Origin of the sequence: Methanobrevibacter sp. (assembly GCF_030539555.1) — an archaeon.
In the GTDB taxonomy this organism is placed as follows: Archaea; Methanobacteriota; Methanobacteria; order Methanobacteriales; family Methanobacteriaceae; genus Methanocatella.
In genome coordinates, this window is sequence record NZ_JAUNXX010000003.1 from 79,572 (window position 1) to 97,540 (window position 17,969).

The following is a 17,969-nucleotide window of genomic DNA, read 5'->3' on the forward strand; positions in this document are numbered from 1 at the left end:
ATGAAAATTGGAGCATCCACATTGGCCGGACTACATGAAAACCTGGAAGACATTTTAGACTTTATTGAAAATCTTGGACTGGAATATGCTGAATTAGTACATCAATTTCCCTATGAAAATATTGATGCGGATTTTTTGCAGAGTTATAATTTAAAATATTCGATACATTCCCCTTTCATGGATGTCAATATTGCATCCCTTCAGGAAAAAAGCAGAAGTAACTCTATTGAGCAAATCAAAAACTCTATCGATTTGGCCAATAAAATTGATGCAGAATGTGTTGTAGTACACCCCGGACTGATGCCTTTTTTAGCAAGACCATTTGAATATAAGGTATATGAAGTGGCAAATAGCTCCATTAAAGAGCTTGGTGATTACGGTAAAGATTTAGGTGTTAATGTAAGTATTGAAAACATGCCCACATTTGAAGGTATGATTTATAAAGATATGAAAAAACTTGATGAAATTCTCAGAGAATATGAAATGTCTATGACATTGGACATCGGTCATGCCAACCATGTCGGATACTCCGCAGATGAAATGTATTTTGATTCAATTAAACACATACATGCCCATGATAATTATGGTGATGATGACTCACACCTTGCTTTAGGTGAAGGCTCTATTGATTTAAAACGTATCATCAATACTTTTGAGTCAAAAAATTATGATGGCATCTACATCATTGAAGTAAATGATAAAGATTCTATTAAAAAAAGTTATGAATTTATAAAGAAAAACTTCTAAAGAAGTCTTTTTTCTTTAATCTTTTTGAAATACAGATATTTGGAATCGATGACCTTTTTAATATTTTCTGCTGTTTTTTTACCTATCCCTTCAACTTCCTGAAGTTCCTTTTCGGAAGCATTGATTATATTGCCAACAGTCCCGAAATGCTCAAGCAAATTTTTAGCATTAACAGGCCCGATATTAGGTAAAGATTCCACAATGAAAAGTTGTTGGTCCAATAAACTGAGGGGCTTTTTATCAGTTCTAATTTGAACAGGAGTTCTTTCACCATTTTGTTCTCTAATGGCAATTCTTTTTATCATTGCAGCAGTGTCTTGTGCATTTCTGGTAGGTATGATGCTGATTCCAAAGTCCAGGGCGATTGATGCAATGGATCCTCTTATTGCATTTGCATTAATCATGCCGCCGTACAAATCATCCCCCTCAAGAATCAATATAGGCTTTTTGAATTCCTCAGACAATTCACGGGCTTGCTTGAATAATCTTTTATCAATAATGGAATCGACAAAATCCTTTGCAGTCTTTCTCTCAATAGCCACCTCATCACTAACCTGATAATCTGCAACAGCCATTGATTGAACCTTAACATCCATTTCCATTTCGGTCAAATGTCTGATTACTTTTGAATTGCCTTCTCTTGAATCCGCATAAACTATTGGAAAATTATTTTCTTTTTTAGGTCTTTCTAGAACCTTGACTTTCTTTTCATTTTCCATTTTTAATGCAGCTGAAGCATTCAACTCTTCTAAAACATCAGGGTCGATTAATTGATTCTTCATATTAATCTCCTTATTTACACTTGACCAATAATAACCTTCATCCCTTGTTCCGTTGGTTATTAACACTTTTACACGACCGGTTCTTTTACGACCTGTCCTTCCCCTTCTTTGAATCATACGTACTTCTGAAGGGACCGGCTCATATAAAATAACTAAATCAACAGCAGGAATGTCAATGCCCTCTTCAGCAACACTAGTTGATAGAAGTACATCGTATTCACCCATTCTAAATGATTTTATAATGGCTTTTTGCTGTTTTTGGGTTAAACCTTTTTCACCATCCTTGGTAGCCTGGCCAAAGAATTTGGCTGATTTGATTCCCTCTTTTTCAAGTTTTTGATGAATCATTTCAAGGGTATCCCTGTATTGAGTAAAAACAATGATTTTAGATGAAACATCATCTTCATTATCTGTAAATCTTTTAGACTGAAGTTTGGTTTGACCGCCTTCAGAACCCAGTTCCTTTTTAAGAATTCTGGTAAGTTCTCTTAATTTTGGATGTTCCCAACCATGTTTTTCAGCTTCTCTTGCAAGTTTTACAGCACGACTAAAATTATCATCCCACATTAGAGATTTTGCAGCTTTTGTTTGTTTTTTACGCAACCTTGCCACATATTTATTGAAAGTTGATACACCCTGAGTTTCAATTAACTCCTGAGCATGCTGGACATTAATTACGGCACTCAATATTGAAATGGCTTGGAATAACTCTTTATCAGGATTAGCAGATCTTGCAATTTCACCCTGTATTCTCGCCCTTGCCTTTAATATGTCTACCTTATTAACTGCAACAGTTCTAATAACACTCATATTCTTTAAAGCTTTCAATCTAATTTTTAATGCTTTATCGATACTGGTTTTGATTTTTTCAAGTTCCTCACTCATCTTAACTCTGACCCAATCAATTTCAACAGGATTGAAGTAAGGTTTTACATCACTGTCATCTTCAGTTTTAACAACAATATTTTGGATGTATAAATTTTGACATACTTCCTTAATTTTTAACTTGTCAGACCCCGGAGAAGCAGTTAAACCCAAAATAAGATTAAAATTAGATTCCTGAACATATCTTGATGCCAAATAAACATAGGAATAGGATCCGACACCGTGGTGGCACTCATCAAAAACAATTAATGAAACACTGCTTAAGTCATAACGGCCGTTTAACAAATCAGATTCAACAGTCTGAGGTGTTGCACAGATAATTCTTGATTCTTCCCATCTTGTTACTCTCTCATCGGTTTTTACAGCACCTGTTATTGAAGTGCATGGAAGAGTCAGAAACTCTTTAAAACTAGATTCATGCTGAATGGCTAAAGGTTTGCTTGGTGCTAGAACAAGAACTTTTGAATTTTTAACTTTATGAAGTCTATCAGCAGCTACCAAAATAGCTACGATTGTTTTACCTAATGCTGTTGGTGCAACAACCATAGTATTTCCTTTTTTTAAGACATCCCCTGCAAGAATCTGTTGATAAAGTCTTGATTCAATAGAATTCTCTTTTATTAAAGGATGATTAATATAGCTTGCCATAATATCCTCCACAATTTACCAGTAACCTATTATGATATAATCTTTAATTATTATATAAAGTGTTAGTGAGAGCATTTGAAAAATAATATTAAAATTTTAAGTTGCAGAAAACATTTGAATTATAAATCATGAATCACAGACTTGAATTTTGTGGCTGCTTCACCGATTGCTACTATCATTTCACAATCCAAATTCAAAGCTTTCTTTATTCCATCCCGAACATCTTTTTTATCTGCCCCGAGAGTTCCTTGCTTTTCAAAGTCGCTCATATGATTTAAAAATATTCTGTCGTTTAATCTGGAATTCTCATGTAACTTTTCAATAGCTATTTTTTGGGATGCATGTGATGCGGGAACTATGAATTTTGAAAATTTGAGTACACTATTGAAAATTTCCAAATCCCCGACATATCCAGATTCTGAAGACACTGTAATAACAGTTGTAAAGTCTCCGAATAATTTTTGGAATTCCTTTAAAACTGTCTGAACACCTGCAGGGTTATGAGCATAATCTACAAAAACAGTTTTGCCTTTAACTTTATCTACTCTTTCCATTCTTCCTTCAACACCAGTAAAAGTAGATACGACTTCAAGTATTTTATCATATGGTAAGTTTAAAAATTCATGAGCGGCAATTATTACGCCAGTAACATTATAAACATTGTGAAGGCCATCTATAGCCATTTTAACAGTTAATTTTTCTTCAGGAGTGTGTAAATCAAAAGTTCTGTTTGTTAAATCAACGTTTGTTGCAATGTAATCCACTTGAGGGGTTGTCAGACCACATTTGCAGAAGTAATAGCCGCAACCTGAAATAATTTCCTTAACAGCAAGTTCATTGCCGCAAACGCATTCCTTAATGCCAATGGAATCCGGGCGTTCATCAACTCCAAAGGTAATGATTTCACCATCAAATTCGTATTTTCTTAAAAGACCCATAATGGTTGGGTCATGACCATTTACTATCAGTTTTTTATGATTTAATTCTTTGATGAATTCTCCTTTAACATTGGCATAATCCATAAAGCTTCCCAGGTCATTTAAATGATCAGGAGTGATATTTGTAATTAAACCTGCAGACATGTCAGTATCCCTGACAATTCTTTCAACTGTTCCCGGCACGCCAAAGGTACCTACTTCCAAAATTCCGACTTCCGCATTTAATCTTGCCTGTAGGATTGGAATAAACTCTGCATTCCCCTGCATTCCTTCCAAATTATGCTGGCAGGGAATAATTCCATTATCTTCAGCCACTTTTTTAAGTAAAGTGGTTGTAGTGGTTTTTCCGTTTGTGCCAGTTATTCCAAATACTTCTTTTTCAGGCTTGAAAATTTCAATAATATCAGTCAATTCCAGAACAGGTTTATTGATTCTTTTATACATTTCAGAATCTTTTGGTAAACTTGCAGGAGGAATAATATAATCACATCTGTTGAAAAATGCATCCGGTGTTCTGCCATAGAAAACATCAATGTCATAACCTTCCAAGGCACTTGCAAATCTGCAATCACGTTTTTGTGATAAATCTGTTCCGATGACATTAAATCCTCTTTCTTTAAGTATCCTAGCTATTAAATTACCATTAGCTCCGCAAACACCAATTACTCCAAATGTGGTGCCTTTTTTAAAATCAGACGCATTCATATTTTTTACTTCCCTTCTCAAGTCCTTTCATAATTTTATCCACAGTGGTCAATCTATCATAAGCTATTAACGGACCCATATGCAAAATAATATCTCCCGGTTTGGAATATTTGAATGTTAGCTCTGCTGCCTTTTCTATTGTTTCTACTGCTACCTTTGTAATGTCCGGATTATCGATTGCATCCAATATCTCCTGGGCTGCTTCCATTTCAACCTCTTGGGTCACTTCATTAAATCCACTTGCAATAACTGCCTTCAAATCATATTGCCCGACCAATTGACCTACTTCAGATTTATCCCTTACAGATAATGTATCAAAATGATCTAAGAATAACACAACTTCATCATCCTTAAAGTAATCCAATGTAATCTTCATTCCATCATATAGAAATGCTGAGTCAAGAATAATCTTTCTGCCATTATATATTCCCACATTATCCATGTGTGCAGGAAGACCTTTAAAATTAGTTAAAGCTTTGATGATGTCCTCTTTTTTGATGCCGTATGTTAATGCCACTGCACTGGCCCCGACTGAATTTTCAAAAAAGTAGCTCATCATATAAAATGGCGTAGTGAATGAATCACCGGAATATTCTATTGTTAAAGACTCATCACCTACAGTTCCCTTAAAATCGACATTTTCGTCCAAAGCATAATAAAGAGCATTTTCCCGGCGGGGACTGATAATATCAAAGCATGAGTTGTTTGCAATAACGGTTTCACTCATTTTTTCCAAAATCAATTTCCTTTCTCGATATTTTTCAACAGAGCCTCCAAATTCAGATAAATGGTCTTCAGCAATATTTGTCAAAAGTCCAATTTTGACATTCAAATTATTTAAAAGACCAATTGTCCCATGAGGGAGTTCAAAAATAGCTATATCACAATTTTTAGATTTTTCTGTAACAATACCATCAATAATAGCTTCAGACACTAAATTATTTACCAGGGATGAACAGGACCATACCTTGTATCCTGCAGATTTGAATATGCTTGTTGTGATGAAAGTTGTTGTAGTCTTGCCCATTGTTCCTGTAATTCCAATAATGTCTACCGGAATTAACTCCTGAACAATTTTGGAAAATTCCTCATTCGTAAGAATTTTAACATCAGAATCATTGATTAACTTGGCTATTGGAGCAGAAGCAGGCAAAGTAGGTGGCATATAGACAGCTTCAATTCCATCCAAATTAGGGTTTTGATTATTTAAATCTAAAATAACGCCTTCACTTTCCATTTGTTTTAAACTTCTTTGAAATTCAATTTTAAAAGAAGACATTTCTTTTAAGTCCGTGATAATTACTTTATGGCCCAAATAATTCAACAATCTTGCAACGGGCCTACTAGCATTTCCGGCACCAACTACCAAATAATTCATCAACAATTCCTCACAATATCTTAAGTGTGCAAGAATACCTTTACTTCTTTTAAGTCAAGGATGAATTGCACAAAAAAGGAGAGGCATTACTTTCAAATGCTCTCTTGCTAATTTAATATTATATCTTTAAATATATAATAGTTATTTGTACCATGATTAATTTTCTTTGTGGTGTTAACAAATTTAAAGTTTTAAAATTTCAAAAAAAGAATTTTTGAGAAAACCTATTCAAACTGAATAAGATTTTCTACATCATTATAAACAACATCCAATCCACACATTGATGGAACATAGTTCGCTGCTTTTGCTGAATTTACACCAATCACCTCAAAGCCCATATCTTCAATAGGAGCCACAACCATACAGGTATCACAGACAACATTACCTCCTGCACTCTCAATGGTTTGAGTATAGCCCATCCTATCAGCAGTTGCTTTAACACTGACAGATGTGCAAATCCATAACTTATTTTTAATGGTTTTGCCCTTAACAATGTTAGCTACCTGTTTAATTTCTTCAAGTGATGCATGAGGACAACCCAAACAGATTAGGTCAGGTTCCTTGTCAGTTGTAGATAATTTTTCACGAGTGGATAAAATTTCTTTTTCAGTGATAAACATTATATCTTCAACTTCCCCCTTACCGGCAATATCCGCTTCAGGAGTAACGTTTTCAACATGATACAATGCAACAGAACCTGATGATGCCAATGCCGCACCCAAGGTTTTCAAATCATTGTTATTTGGAATATTCTGAAGTTTGAAGTATGGAACACCTCCACCAACAACTTTTCCAATGACATAACCTAATGCTCCAAAATCGGCGCCCTTCAACTCGCAATTTACATTGACTACAAGATTAGCTTTTCTGTTCTGCTCTAAATGAAAACCATATAAAGGAGTCTTTCCAACAATTGCTGCGGCAAGTGCGGCAGGTCCGCCTTCACGATTGGTTCTAGCACCAATTACAGAATTACCATATGCAACTGCAGATGATTCAGACCAGGATATGTGATCCCTAAATCTTGGAACATTTCCAACCAAATAAGGAGTACAAGTACAAGTTTTAGCTATTCCAAGTTCCCCATAAGCGTCTACGATTTGATTTTGTTTAATTGCAAACTCTCTCGGAAATCCTAATTCTTCCCAGTTATCCAAATCAGTTCCTGGAGGGTTCAATGAAGCATTTACACTAGCAACGCCCAAACCATCACCAGCCAAATCCTCTAAATATTCCAATCCTGCTTCCCCAATAGTTTTATAAGAAACACCTGACACCTGTGCGGAAGTGATATCAACTAATTTGGAAGCGCCATAGATATCGCCTAATGCAACTAAAATATCCATGCTTTTCCTAATAGTCTCTCCAAACTCCCCATCACACATTTGTTCTTCTTTTTTTGTTAAAAACATATTAATCATTATTCAATTGATACTCTACCATCTCATTAACAAGGTGTAAGAAATTATCCTTACTTTCATATGGAATCATAGCCCCTGCAGCAATATCGTGACCACCACCTTGACCTCCAAAGTTGTTGGAAGAATCTTGTAACGCACGTCCTAAATTAACTCCGCGAGCAACCATTTCCCTTGTTGTTCTACCAGAAATCTTAATATCATTATGAAGTCTTGATAATCCAATTACAGGTTTAGAATTATCCAATAATTCAACAGATAAACCAATACTGGCTATTGTGCCCATCACTGATTTTAATACCTTATCTTCTGAGTATAAATATTGAATATCTGAAAGTTGAACTGCACCTTCACGCTTAATCCATTCAAGCCCTTTAACTATCTGGTCACGGTATTGTCTTTGTAATTTCAAAGCAGCATCCAAAGCCTGATCTTTTTCACCAAGAGCAATACTTAACCCTAAACCCTGTTTTTTATTTTTACCGCATGCATCAAGAATATATGAGTATTCCTCTAAATCACGCAGCATTGGAACTTCTTTGGGAACAGTATAACAGTCCCCAAAAATATCCGGATTAATGCTGATAAGTGCATCTTTTAGTAAATCTTTTTCCTCATCTTCCAAATCAGTAAATTTGATTCCATAAGATAAATTCATTTTCTCAAGAAATTCCTGAGCACCTTCCAAATCTCCACTAATGCCCGGAAGAGGTGGTGAGAAAGTATAAGCAAGGGATTTGAAAATAGGTTCGGAAGATTTAGAAACAATTTTCAAATCTTCATGAATTTCTAAAACCCCACTTTCTAAAGCATCATCAAGAATTAATCTGTTTACACCAGTAAATCCGCTTTGACCTTGCATATCACCAAATGCACCAACTAAAGCAAAGTAAGCCAAATGTTTTTTTCCAAGTTCGCGAACAGCTAAATAACTTGAACCTGCACCAGATAAATCTTTACTACCATCAATACCAAATATGTGGGGATTTATATGGACCACATTACTTTCTGCTTCTGTACCATCAATTTGGTGATGATCAGCAATAATCACATCATTTTTGTAAGTATTAAATTCCTTTACAAATGCACTTCCCATATCTGAAAATATAAATAAATCGTATTTTTCATGTCTTAACTGATTTACAATATCTTCCTTAAGACGTGGGATAATGGTAGTATGGAATTGTACCTTCTCTTCAGCCAAAGCATTAGCTATAACCGCAGCTGATGAAATTCCATCAGCATCGTTATGAGAAATTATTCTAATAACACTATCCTTTTCAATGTGCTCTTTAAGCACGTTAGTAGCTTCTTCAGCCCTATTTAACAAGGAGTGCTGCTTCTTTTGGATTGTATCTCCAACCTTCTGGTAATTCTCCTTCACTTACATAGTAAGAAGCTAATTTTCTGATTCTTGATTCGATGATAGTTAAACCTCTTTTGGAATGTAAGTCTTTAGGATTTTCTTCTAAATGATCTCTGATATTAACAGCTCTTCTGATTAAGTTCAATAAGTCTTCCGGGTAGTCTCCAGCTTGACCGTTTCTTTTTAAGATTTCGGTGATTCTTTCACCGGTTACATCTTTTACAGATGGAATTCCATATTGGTCTCTTAATACAATACCAATTTCGGAAGTACTTTTACCTTCTTTGTTGAATTTTAAAATCATCTCTTCAATTTCTTCATCACTATAAGTTACCCATTCTGGTCTTGCCATAATATAACCTCTTTTATAAATTTTTAAATAAGTCTGAAATAGTTATTCTTGTGTAGAATACCATTCAATAAATTTTTTTAATGAATTTTTTCTATGTGAAAATTGGTTTTTCTCTTCAGTTGTAAGCTCTCCAAATGTCTTACCTAAACTAGGCACATGAAACAATGGATCGAAAGCAAATCCTAAATTTCCTCTTTCTTCAACTGCGATTTCACCTACGACCTTGCCTAAAAAAGTCTTGGGCTCAGAATTGGGGGCACAGTACCCAATAACTGACCTGAATTCGGCATAACGGTCATCAGTATCTGCTAATAGCTTTAAAATTCCTTGATTTCCAATGGTATCCTGAACATAATGTGAATAGACACCCGGAAAATCGTTCAAAGCTCTAATGAATAAACCAGCATCTTCAACAATCACAGGTCTTTCAAGTTTACGACAAGCATATTTTGCGCCTGATATGGCCACTTCCTCAAGAGTTCCTTGAGGTTCTGTGTAACCTAAATCAATATGCTCTAACTTTATGTCATAATCTTTGAAAATATTCTCTGCTTCTATAACTTTATGTTCGTTACCAGTTATAAATGTTATCATAAAAATAGTATGAAAAAGATTTTTTATATATTTAACTAATGAGTATACCGCCCTCTTGATTCAATATCAGAAATCTTATTAGCTACTCTATCATTATTGTATCCTTTTAAAACTGCATCAAAATATTTTAATGCTAAATTATAGTCAATACTTTGAAGGGATTTCTTTAAAACAAGCAAATCTACAGCTTTATCTTCATCCAGATCAGAATATCTTCCTAACCCAAAATCAATGAAAACCAACTGGTTTTTATCATTGATTAGAATATTTGAAGATGTAATGTCTCCATGAATTATTCCAACGTCGTGAAGTTTTGAAATTTCACAACCGATTTCAAATGACAAATCTTCATTTAGGACATCCTTAACCATATTCCCGTCAATTCTTTCCATCATTATTGCTTTATTTTCTAAATCAACATCATATAAAATTGGAGTTCTAACACCCGCCCTTTTAGCATCGGATAATAGTTTGGCTTCTTCTTTAGTTCTTGCTTTTCTAATCTTATTGTCAATTTCAGGAATCCTATAATTTTTAGAAATTCTATCTTTCAGAACTGCATTTTCACCCAGATAGATACTTTTAACTATGTTAGATTCAGCACCTTTAGCTATTAACTCATCATTTAATTTTAAATAAGACTTTGTATTGTCAATCCATGGAATGTCAACTTCATCTGTTCTGAATTTCTGTATGATTCCTGTCTGAGACAAATCCATCGGTCCGAATTCTTTACACATCAACAAACCTAACCATGCAATCATGACACCATTGTCACCACATAATTTCATTTCAGGCATGTAGAACTTTGCACCATGCTCTTCAGACATTATTTTGAGCATTTCACGTAACCTTGAATTGGCGGAAACACCGCCACATAACATCACCTCATCCTTTTGAGTGTGTGATAATGCTCTCTCAGTTACTTCAACAAGCATTGAAAAAGCAGTTTCCTGAAGTGAAAAACAAATATCCTCCATTGGAGTTCCTCTCTGAGCCTCCCTTAATGCTGCAGACAACAATCCTGAAAATGAAAAATCCATTCCCTTTACTACATAAGGCAAATCGATATATGAACCTTTCTTAGCTAATTTTTCTATCACAGGCCCACCCGGATGGCCCAAACCTGTTTCCCGACCGAAATGATCTAGGCAATTTCCAATCGCTATATCAAGGGTTTCGCCAAAAATCCTATACCTGCCGCTTTCATAAGCAATTACCTGACTGTTTCCACCGCTTACATAAAGTGAAACCGGATTGACAGCGCCGGTGTCAAGTTTTCCAACTTCAACATGACCAATGCAGTGATTGACGCCAATGATGGGTTTATTTAATGATAGAGCCAGACTTCTTGCAGATGTTGCAACAATTCTTAAAGCAGGTCCAAGACCTGGGCCCTGTGAAAATGAAATTAAATCGATATCCGAATAAGACAATCCTGATTCTTCAATAGCCTGAGGGATTAATTCAGGAATCCATTTGGCATGGTGTTCTGCAGCCAATCTCGGGTGTATTCCACCTTCTTCCGGAAACAGTTGTTTTCCGGCCATAGCCAATATATTTCCGTCACTATCAACAATACCTACACCGGTTTTTTCTGCGGTTCCTTCAATTCCCAAACTTATCAAAACAATCAACTGAAAAATTTAATTAATTAGTATATTACTAATTAAAAATATAAAAATATTTTTTAAATTTAAAAAACATAAGTGAAAACATGGGATTTTATAGTGCAAACACATTAGAACAAAAAAGAGTTAAACAATTAACTGGAGACATTAACATTCACGATATGTTTAAAAATGAATGTAAAACAAGAGGAATTCCAATTTACAATGCTTACAACATTCAAAAAAGATTAATTCACGAAGTAGAACAAGAACAAATCAAAGGTGTTGATGCAGTAGACGATAGATTGATGGAACTTCTGGATGAAAGAGGAAAAAACAAAGTTACCCACAGATACGTGGACTTTGTATCAAGAGAGGACAGTGCTTCAAGAGGAGTAATTCCAAAAATGCCTGAGGAAAATGACAAGCTTCCTCCAAAAGATCAAATTAAAATCCCTCCACGAGCAAGAGACGGTCAAACATTCAAAACTGACAATGAATTACCAGAAAGGGAAATGCTAATTAAAATAATGAACCAGAATAAAAAAATCATTAATCAGAATAAGATTATTATAGAACAATTGAAAAGACTAGGTGAAAAAGATGATTGATGGAGTTACTACATACGGATCAGATGAACTGACAAGAAAATTACAAGCATGTGACGATCCGGTATTTCTACTTACAATTGGAACAACCGAAACATCACTGATTGAAGGGATTTCAGGAGCGGGTCCATCAGCAGATTTAACAGAATATACTCCTGCTTCAGATGCCGAATTTATGGTTTTGGGAGAAGTGAGATGCTGTGATGCACCTGCTGAAACAGTAGTTGGTGATGAAGCAGCACCCACACCGGCAAGACTTACAAAAGCTGCACTTCAACTTTCAGAAATACCTTTTGTCATTATTGATGCAGGTTCTAAAATCAAACCTGATGTAGAATACGTCAGTTTTGGAAAAGACTATGGAAGAGATATTAGAACCGGAAAAGGAGTTTTGAATCCATTGGAAATATTTGAAAATGCAAAAGACCTGGGTGCGGAACTCTCAAGAAGACATGAAATGCTTATTATTGGTGAAAGCATTGCTGCCGGAACCACAACCGCCTTGGGGGTACTTAGAGCTTTGGGATATGATGCCAATGAAAAAGTGAGCGGCAGCATGCCACATAATCCTCATGATATGAAAACAAATGTTGTAAATGAAGGTTTAAAAAATGCAGGTCTAGACCCTAAAAAAGATGATATTGATGCAATACAAGCTATAGCTGCAGTAGGAGATCCAACATTGCCTGCAATGGCTGGAATAGTATTAGGTTCAGACATTCCTATTATTCTTGCAGGAGGAACACAAATGGCTGCCGTATGTGCAATTATAAAATCCGTTCAACCTAATTTCGATTTTTCAAGAATCAATTTATCCACTACAGTCTTTGTAGCAGGTGATGAAACTGCCGATTTATTCGGAATATTAAAACAGATTGATGACAACATTACCGTGAATGTTGTAGACCCGAAATTTGAGGAATCAGAACATGGCGGTTTGAAAAATTACCTAAAGGGATTTGTTAAAGAAGGAGCCGGAGCCGGAGGGGCAATGTATACGGCACTGGTTTTAGGAAATTCCGTTGAAAAACTAAGAAAAAAGATAGAAAAAGTATGTAAATAGAGATTATAGTAATCTCTATTACTTTAATTTGAAGATACGAATATTCCTTGAGAAGTACCTAATCCTACGGAATCCAATTTAATATCTGAAGATGATGATGCAGGCAAAGTGATTGTTTCTTCGAAGGATAATTTATCAGAACCTATATCTAATGAACTTAATTTTGAAGTTTCATTAAATGGAACTTTTTTACCATCAATAGTAAAATTAGCCAAAATATCAATAGTATTATCATTAAATGTTGCTGAAGCTAATGAACCTTCATCATCTTTACTCAAATCATCTAAACTAATTTCAACACTAAAAGTAAAGGAAGAACCGGAATTAGATGTCACATTATAGGAATTAATTTTTCCAAGTTTAATTGGACTAGAAGAATCTTCAGCGCTAACTGCACTTAAAGAAATCCCTAAAATCATTAGAATTGCTGCAATTATTAAAATTTTTTTAAAATCCATAAAATCACCTCAATTATATTTTTTTAAAAATTAGTATTTAAGTCATATAAAGAAGTAACTTTAAAAAAAAAGATTGGAGATTAAAAAAAAAATCCCCTTTCAAAATATGTGGGCAATTGAACCCATAAACACGACTATGCCCACTATCCAACAGTAGTATGCGAATATATCCAAACTTCTTTTTTGAATTAATTCAAGCATCCATTTGATAGCTGCATAACCTGCAATGAATGCCGCAATAAATCCTAAAAATATCGGCAAGAAATTAGCGTCCATTGCTGAGCCAATGTCTTTAACTTGCAATACAAATGCACCAAGAATAGCTGGAATGGACAATATGAAACTGAATTTAGCTGCAAATTCCTTATCCAAACCTATAACAAGTCCGGCAGCAATTGTTGTACCTGAACGTGAAAGTCCCGGTAGAATTGCACATGCTTGACCTAATCCCATGAATAATGATTCTTTAGGTCCTACATTCTTAAAGTTAATTTCACCGCTAGTCATCCTCTGAGATAAATAAAGAATAGTACCAGTTACAAACAAAAAGAAAGCAGGTACATATAGGGCACCGGCAAATAATGCATCTACAGAATCTTCAAACAGCACCCCTACAAGACCAACCGGGATAGTGGCCAAAATCACATACCATGCAAGTCTTTTATATGGATCGTCGTAAAAACCCTCCTTGAATCTGCCTTGGACAATATCAGTTAAACTGGACAACCATGATTGAATCATCTTAACAATATCGCCACGGAAGAACCATAAAACCGCAAGTAGAGACCCTAAATGAAGGAAGGTGTCAAAAGCAAGAGAGCTTTCAACTCCTAAAATATTTTGAATAAACACCAAATGTGCTGAACTACTTACCGGTAAAAATTCAGTCAATCCCTGAACAATACCAATAATAATTCCTTGAAGTATATCCATAATCTACACCATTTAAATGTAAGATAGCCAGCCGTATTTATCTTCAACTTTAGCTTCAACAATATCAAAGAAAGCAGTTTGTAATTTTTCAGAAATTGGTCCTCTTCTACCAATACCTATTGTTCTGTGATCAATAGAACGAATTGGAGTAACTTCAGCAGCAGTTCCTGTAAAGAAAACTTCATTAGCTGCATATAATCTTTCTCTTGAAATTACTTCTTCAACTACTTCATAACCTAAGTCACGAGCTACAGTCATTATTGAATCTCTTGTAATTCCTTTAAGATTAGATGAAGACATAGCAGGTGTGAATAATTTTTCACCTTCAACGAGGAAAATGTTTTCCCCACTACCTTCTGAAACATGCCCTTCATAATCAAGCATGATTGCTTCATCAAATCCGTTGTCGATTGCTTCGAGTTTAGCTAATTGAGAATTCATATAGTTTGCACCGCATTTTGCAAGTGCAGGGAAAGTATCCGGAGCCGGTTTTCTCCATGAAGAAACACCAATATCCACACCATTAGCCATTCCTTCTTCACCTAAATATGATCCCCATTCCCAAGCGGCAATAACTACATTAACAGGACAGCCTAACGGATTTACACCTAATTCTCCATATCCTCTAAATACAATAGGGCGTATGTAACAGGCTCCTAAATCATTTACACGAAGAGTTTCTAGGATAGCTTCTTCAATTTCTTCTTGTGTAAAAGGAATATCTATTTTATAAATTTTTGCAGAATCAAATAAACGTTGTACATGTTCTTTTAGGCGAAATACAGCAACTCCATTTTCATTTTCATATGCACGAATACCCTCAAAAACACTAGTACCATAATGGACAACATGAGAAAGTACTGAAATATTTGCATCTTTCCATTCAACAAATTCTCCGTCCATCCAAACTTTAGTTTCTTTATCGTCCCATGCCATTTTATCACATCATTTTTTTTCTTATGATAAATAATATATAGTTATTGACTAATTAAATTTACCTAATTGAAATATATAATATACCGAAATATTTATATAATAATAAAATCATAATAATATTTGTTGGTTCCGTGGTCTAGTGGTATGATACCTCCCTTACAAGGAGGGGATCACGAGTTCGAATCTCGTCGGAACCACTCATTCTAATTTTTAAGATTTTTAAAATTAAGTCAACTTTCTCCTTCAATTGAGTAGTGATTTTTTTATTATGAATTACCTGATTTTTACATTTATTTAATCAAGAATTTTTTAAATATATACTTAATTGTATAAAATTTTTTAAATAAAGTCCATAAATGAATAATATTCATGAAAATAATCAATACAATGATTAAAAATTATAAATAATAAAATTTAAATAGTTTTTGAATTAAAATTATAACTATCGAAAAAGGAGATTTAATTATGGTAGTTAAAATTGCTATTATTAAAAGTGGTAATATTGGTACTTCACCAGTAATTGACCTATTGTTAGACGAAAGAGCAGACAGACCAAACATCGATGTAAGAACCTTTGGATCTGGAGCAAAAATGAACCCAGAACAAGTAGAAGACGTTGTTCCTAAAATAGACGCTTTCGAACCTGATTTCGCAATTTTCATTAGCCCAAACCCAGGAGCTCCTGGACCAGCTAAAGCAAGAGAATTATTATCCGAAAAAGACATCCCTGCTATTATCATTGGTGACGCACCGGGTAAAGGTAAAAAAGATGAAATGGATGAACAAGGATTAGGTTACATCATTGTAATGTCTGACCCTATGATTGGTGCAAAAAGAGAATGGTTAGACCCAACTGAAATGGCTATCTTCAACTCCGACATCTTAAAAGTATTAGCAGAAACTGGAGCATTAAGATTAGTCCAAAAAACAATTGATGATGTAATTGCTCAAGCTGAAGCAGGTGAAATCGAATTACCTAAACTCATAATTACTGCTGAAAAAGCTGCAGAAGCTGGCGGATTTGCTAACCCATACGCAAAAGCTAAAGCTATTGCTGCATACGAAATGGCAGGATCCGTTGCTAACTTAGACATGAAAGGTTGTTTCATGACTAAAGGTTTCGAAAACTTCATCCCATTAGTAGCTGCTGCTCACGAAATTGCTGCATGCGCTGCTAAATTAGCACAAGAAGCAAGAGAAATCGAAAAAGCAAACGACACTGTTTTAAGAACCCCTCACATGAAAGAAGGAAACCCAGGTTGTAAAACAGACTTAATCTCAAAACCAGAATAAGTAGCATTACGCTACTTTAATTTTTTATTTTTTTTGCATTTCTAAAAATAACTATTTTTTTAAAATAACTTCTATTTGAAATAATAATATTAAAAAATAAGAAAAGATAGCTAAGTTGATAGCTATAATACACCTTTTGTGGAAGGAATTTGGTCATGTTCAATTTTAATGGCTTCTTTTAAAGACTTAGCGAATGCTTTAAAAATAGCTTCTGCTTTATGGTGGTCATTTGCTCCTTCAACAGTTCCATAGATATTTAATTTGGCAGAACCTGCAAATGACTCGAAAAAGTGGATAACGACATCAGAAGTCATATCCCCAATTTTTTCATTTTTAAAGTTCAGATTCATATTGCAGTAACTACGTCCGCTAATATCGATTGCAACAGTTGCAACTGATTCATCCATTGGAACAATGGCATGGGCCATTCTTTTAATACCTTTTTTATCACCAATGGCATGTAGGAAAGCTTCTCCAAGTAATATTCCAACATCCTCTACTGTATGGTGATCGTCAATATCAACATCACCGAAAGCATTAATCTCCAAATCCACCATACTATGTTTTGAAAATGATTCCAACATATGATTAAAGAAATTAACACCTGTCGAAATATCGTAACTACCTGTACCGTCAAGATTCATTTTTATAGCAATATCAGTTTCAGAAGTTTTTCTTGAAACATTTGAAATTCTGGACATAATCTAACCTACAATATAATTGATTTTAGTATTAAGCATTTATGGTTCTTCACCCTAACGTATGATTTTAATACAGTCTACAGGGCATTTCATTGCACATATGGTGCAGACATGACAATATCGTAAATCCAATATATGTGCAACTTTATCAATCTTCCAAATTTTAGCTGCTTTGGGACAAATGTCATAACAATCTCCACAGCCAGTGCATTTATCCTCATCAACTAAAATCTGTAACACGGTTTCACCTTTTGAACTGAATTATAACTTTAAAGTAGCAACAGACATTGCCTTAAATCCAACATAAACTTCTTTACCAATACTGAGATTTAATTCTTTTTCAGCAGACAAAGTTATATCAGAATATAAATTAACTCCACCAACATCTATTCTAACACGAATAACTTCATTTTCAAGCTTCATTTCAACGATTTGACCTTTTAAAATGTTACGGATACTTGATGTTTGAGGTTCCAGCATTAGAAAAATATTATCATAACTAATCAATGCCAACAATTTGTCTCCAACTTCATAATTTCTGTTTAAAGGAGCAT

The 17,969-nt window shown here is 34.6% G+C and carries 18 protein-coding genes and 1 tRNA gene; 5 read left to right on the forward strand and 14 right to left on the reverse strand.

From position 1 onward, the window contains the following. A complete protein-coding gene (locus tag Q4Q55_RS01670) occupies window positions 1-747 on the forward strand; it encodes a sugar phosphate isomerase/epimerase (RefSeq protein ID WP_303371079.1) in 747 nt (248 codons plus the stop codon). Here the strand turns inward: Q4Q55_RS01670 and Q4Q55_RS01675 are convergent. From Q4Q55_RS01675 to Q4Q55_RS01710, 8 genes are all read right to left on the reverse strand, one after another. Continuing rightward, a complete protein-coding gene (locus Q4Q55_RS01675) occupies window positions 744-3,062 on the reverse strand; it encodes a DEAD/DEAH box helicase (RefSeq protein WP_303371080.1) in 2,319 nt (772 codons plus the stop codon). The two genes, Q4Q55_RS01670 and Q4Q55_RS01675, sit on opposite strands and share 4 nt — an antisense overlap. A gap of 119 nt (window positions 3,063-3,181) precedes the next feature. Continuing rightward, window positions 3,182-4,705: a Mur ligase family protein gene (locus Q4Q55_RS01680; protein ID WP_303371081.1), complete on the reverse strand. Its 1,524-nt coding sequence runs from the start codon at window positions 4,703-4,705 to the stop codon at window positions 3,182-3,184. After that, window positions 4,692-6,083 carry a Mur ligase family protein gene (locus Q4Q55_RS01685; protein ID WP_303371082.1) on the reverse strand — a complete coding sequence of 464 codons (1,392 nt, stop codon included), beginning with the start codon at window positions 6,081-6,083 and terminating at the stop codon, window positions 4,692-4,694. The genes Q4Q55_RS01680 and Q4Q55_RS01685 overlap by 14 nt, the downstream gene beginning before the upstream one ends. 224 nt (window positions 6,084-6,307) lie before the next feature. Then, window positions 6,308-7,495 (reverse strand): aconitase X catalytic domain-containing protein, encoded by a 1,188-nt coding sequence (locus Q4Q55_RS01690; protein ID WP_303371083.1) that lies wholly within the window; start codon window positions 7,493-7,495, stop codon window positions 6,308-6,310. Between the two features lies 1 nt (window position 7,496). Continuing rightward, the gene (locus tag Q4Q55_RS01695) at window positions 7,497-8,831 is read right to left on the reverse strand and encodes a DHH family phosphoesterase (protein ID WP_303371098.1); all 1,335 of its coding nucleotides are present in this window, start codon (window positions 8,829-8,831) and stop codon (window positions 7,497-7,499) included. Further along, on the reverse strand, window positions 8,821-9,219 hold the full coding sequence (locus Q4Q55_RS01700) for a 30S ribosomal protein S15 (protein ID WP_303371084.1): 399 nt from the start codon (window positions 9,217-9,219) through the stop codon (window positions 8,821-8,823). Before Q4Q55_RS01700 ends, Q4Q55_RS01695 begins: the two co-directional genes overlap by 11 nt. A 42-nt stretch (window positions 9,220-9,261) precedes the next feature. Next, complete coding sequence (locus Q4Q55_RS01705) at window positions 9,262-9,813, reverse strand: XTP/dITP diphosphatase (RefSeq protein WP_303371085.1); 552 nt, start codon at window positions 9,811-9,813, stop codon at window positions 9,262-9,264. A gap of 35 nt (window positions 9,814-9,848) precedes the next feature. After that, on the reverse strand, window positions 9,849-11,450 hold the full coding sequence (locus Q4Q55_RS01710) for a bifunctional N(6)-L-threonylcarbamoyladenine synthase/serine/threonine protein kinase (protein WP_303371086.1): 1,602 nt from the start codon (window positions 11,448-11,450) through the stop codon (window positions 9,849-9,851). Window positions 11,451-11,530: 80 nt separating this feature from the next. Here Q4Q55_RS01710 and Q4Q55_RS01715 point away from each other — a divergent pair, with 80 nt between their 5' ends. Then, window positions 11,531-12,034: a hypothetical protein gene (locus tag Q4Q55_RS01715; protein WP_303371087.1), complete on the forward strand. Its 504-nt coding sequence runs from the start codon at window positions 11,531-11,533 to the stop codon at window positions 12,032-12,034. Then, entirely contained in the window at window positions 12,027-13,094 is a 1,068-nt protein-coding gene (gene cobT / locus Q4Q55_RS01720) for a nicotinate mononucleotide-dependent phosphoribosyltransferase CobT (RefSeq protein WP_303371088.1), read from the forward strand. The genes Q4Q55_RS01715 and cobT overlap by 8 nt, the downstream gene beginning before the upstream one ends. A 23-nt stretch (window positions 13,095-13,117) precedes the next feature. On the opposite strand, the gene Q4Q55_RS01725 is transcribed toward cobT, so the two are convergent. The 3 genes from Q4Q55_RS01725 to ilvE all read right to left on the reverse strand — a co-directional run bounded on the left by Q4Q55_RS01725 (window position 13,118) and on the right by ilvE (window position 15,421). Next, window positions 13,118-13,552, reverse strand: a complete 435-nt coding sequence (locus tag Q4Q55_RS01725) for a hypothetical protein (protein ID WP_303371089.1) — start codon at window positions 13,550-13,552, stop codon at window positions 13,118-13,120. 99 nt (window positions 13,553-13,651) lie between these two features. Next, window positions 13,652-14,485: an undecaprenyl-diphosphatase UppP gene (gene uppP, locus Q4Q55_RS01730; protein ID WP_303371090.1), complete on the reverse strand. Its 834-nt coding sequence runs from the start codon at window positions 14,483-14,485 to the stop codon at window positions 13,652-13,654. Between the two features lie 12 nt (window positions 14,486-14,497). After that, the gene (gene ilvE, locus Q4Q55_RS01735) at window positions 14,498-15,421 is read right to left on the reverse strand and encodes a branched-chain-amino-acid transaminase (RefSeq protein ID WP_303371091.1); all 924 of its coding nucleotides are present in this window, start codon (window positions 15,419-15,421) and stop codon (window positions 14,498-14,500) included. Between the two features lie 125 nt (window positions 15,422-15,546). On the opposite strand from ilvE, the gene Q4Q55_RS01740 reads away from it, so the two are divergent. Both Q4Q55_RS01740 and Q4Q55_RS01745 read left to right on the forward strand, forming a co-directional pair. After that, window positions 15,547-15,618, forward strand: a tRNA-Val gene (locus Q4Q55_RS01740). Window positions 15,619-15,886: 268 nt separating this feature from the next. Then, window positions 15,887-16,714 carry a F420-dependent methylenetetrahydromethanopterin dehydrogenase gene (locus tag Q4Q55_RS01745; RefSeq protein WP_303371092.1) on the forward strand — a complete coding sequence of 276 codons (828 nt, stop codon included), beginning with the start codon at window positions 15,887-15,889 and terminating at the stop codon, window positions 16,712-16,714. A gap of 122 nt (window positions 16,715-16,836) precedes the next feature. Here Q4Q55_RS01745 and hisB read toward each other — a convergent pair whose 3' ends face one another. From hisB to Q4Q55_RS01760, 3 genes are all read right to left on the reverse strand, one after another. Then, window positions 16,837-17,415, reverse strand: a complete 579-nt coding sequence (hisB, locus tag Q4Q55_RS01750; protein WP_303371093.1) for an imidazoleglycerol-phosphate dehydratase HisB — start codon at window positions 17,413-17,415, stop codon at window positions 16,837-16,839. A gap of 54 nt (window positions 17,416-17,469) precedes the next feature. After that, entirely contained in the window at window positions 17,470-17,655 is a 186-nt protein-coding gene (locus Q4Q55_RS01755; RefSeq protein WP_303371094.1) for a 4Fe-4S binding protein, read from the reverse strand. Window positions 17,656-17,676: 21 nt separating this feature from the next. Then, the coding region (locus tag Q4Q55_RS01760) for a TOBE domain-containing protein (protein ID WP_303371095.1) at window positions 17,677-17,969 on the reverse strand (293 nt) is incomplete at its 5' end.

Excerpts from the sequence above, each read along its gene's own strand:
- Q4Q55_RS01690 (WP_303371083.1), bottom strand. The coding sequence starts at position 7,495 with ATGTTTTTAACAAAAAAAGAAGAACAAATGTGTGATGGGGAGTTTGGA.
- Q4Q55_RS01745 (WP_303371092.1), top strand. The coding sequence starts at position 15,887 with ATGGTAGTTAAAATTGCTATTATTAAAAGTGGTAATATTGGTACTTCA.
- Q4Q55_RS01700 (WP_303371084.1), bottom strand. The coding sequence starts at position 9,219 with ATGGCAAGACCAGAATGGGTAACTTATAGTGATGAAGAAATTGAAGAG.
- cobT (WP_303371088.1), top strand. The coding sequence starts at position 12,027 with ATGATTGATGGAGTTACTACATACGGATCAGATGAACTGACAAGAAAA.
- Q4Q55_RS01670 (WP_303371079.1), top strand. The coding sequence starts at position 1 with ATGAAAATTGGAGCATCCACATTGGCCGGACTACATGAAAACCTGGAA.
- hisB (WP_303371093.1), bottom strand. The coding sequence starts at position 17,415 with ATGTCCAGAATTTCAAATGTTTCAAGAAAAACTTCTGAAACTGATATT.
- Q4Q55_RS01680 (WP_303371081.1), bottom strand. The coding sequence starts at position 4,705 with ATGAATGCGTCTGATTTTAAAAAAGGCACCACATTTGGAGTAATTGGT.
- Q4Q55_RS01685 (WP_303371082.1), bottom strand. The coding sequence starts at position 6,083 with ATGAATTATTTGGTAGTTGGTGCCGGAAATGCTAGTAGGCCCGTTGCA.
- Q4Q55_RS01715 (WP_303371087.1), top strand. The coding sequence starts at position 11,531 with ATGGGATTTTATAGTGCAAACACATTAGAACAAAAAAGAGTTAAACAA.
- Q4Q55_RS01705 (WP_303371085.1), bottom strand. The coding sequence starts at position 9,813 with ATGATAACATTTATAACTGGTAACGAACATAAAGTTATAGAAGCAGAG.
- Q4Q55_RS01675 (WP_303371080.1), bottom strand. The coding sequence starts at position 3,062 with ATGGCAAGCTATATTAATCATCCTTTAATAAAAGAGAATTCTATTGAA.
- Q4Q55_RS01725 (WP_303371089.1), bottom strand. The coding sequence starts at position 13,552 with ATGGATTTTAAAAAAATTTTAATAATTGCAGCAATTCTAATGATTTTA.
- uppP (WP_303371090.1), bottom strand. The coding sequence starts at position 14,485 with ATGGATATACTTCAAGGAATTATTATTGGTATTGTTCAGGGATTGACT.
- ilvE (WP_303371091.1), bottom strand. The coding sequence starts at position 15,421 with ATGGCATGGGACGATAAAGAAACTAAAGTTTGGATGGACGGAGAATTT.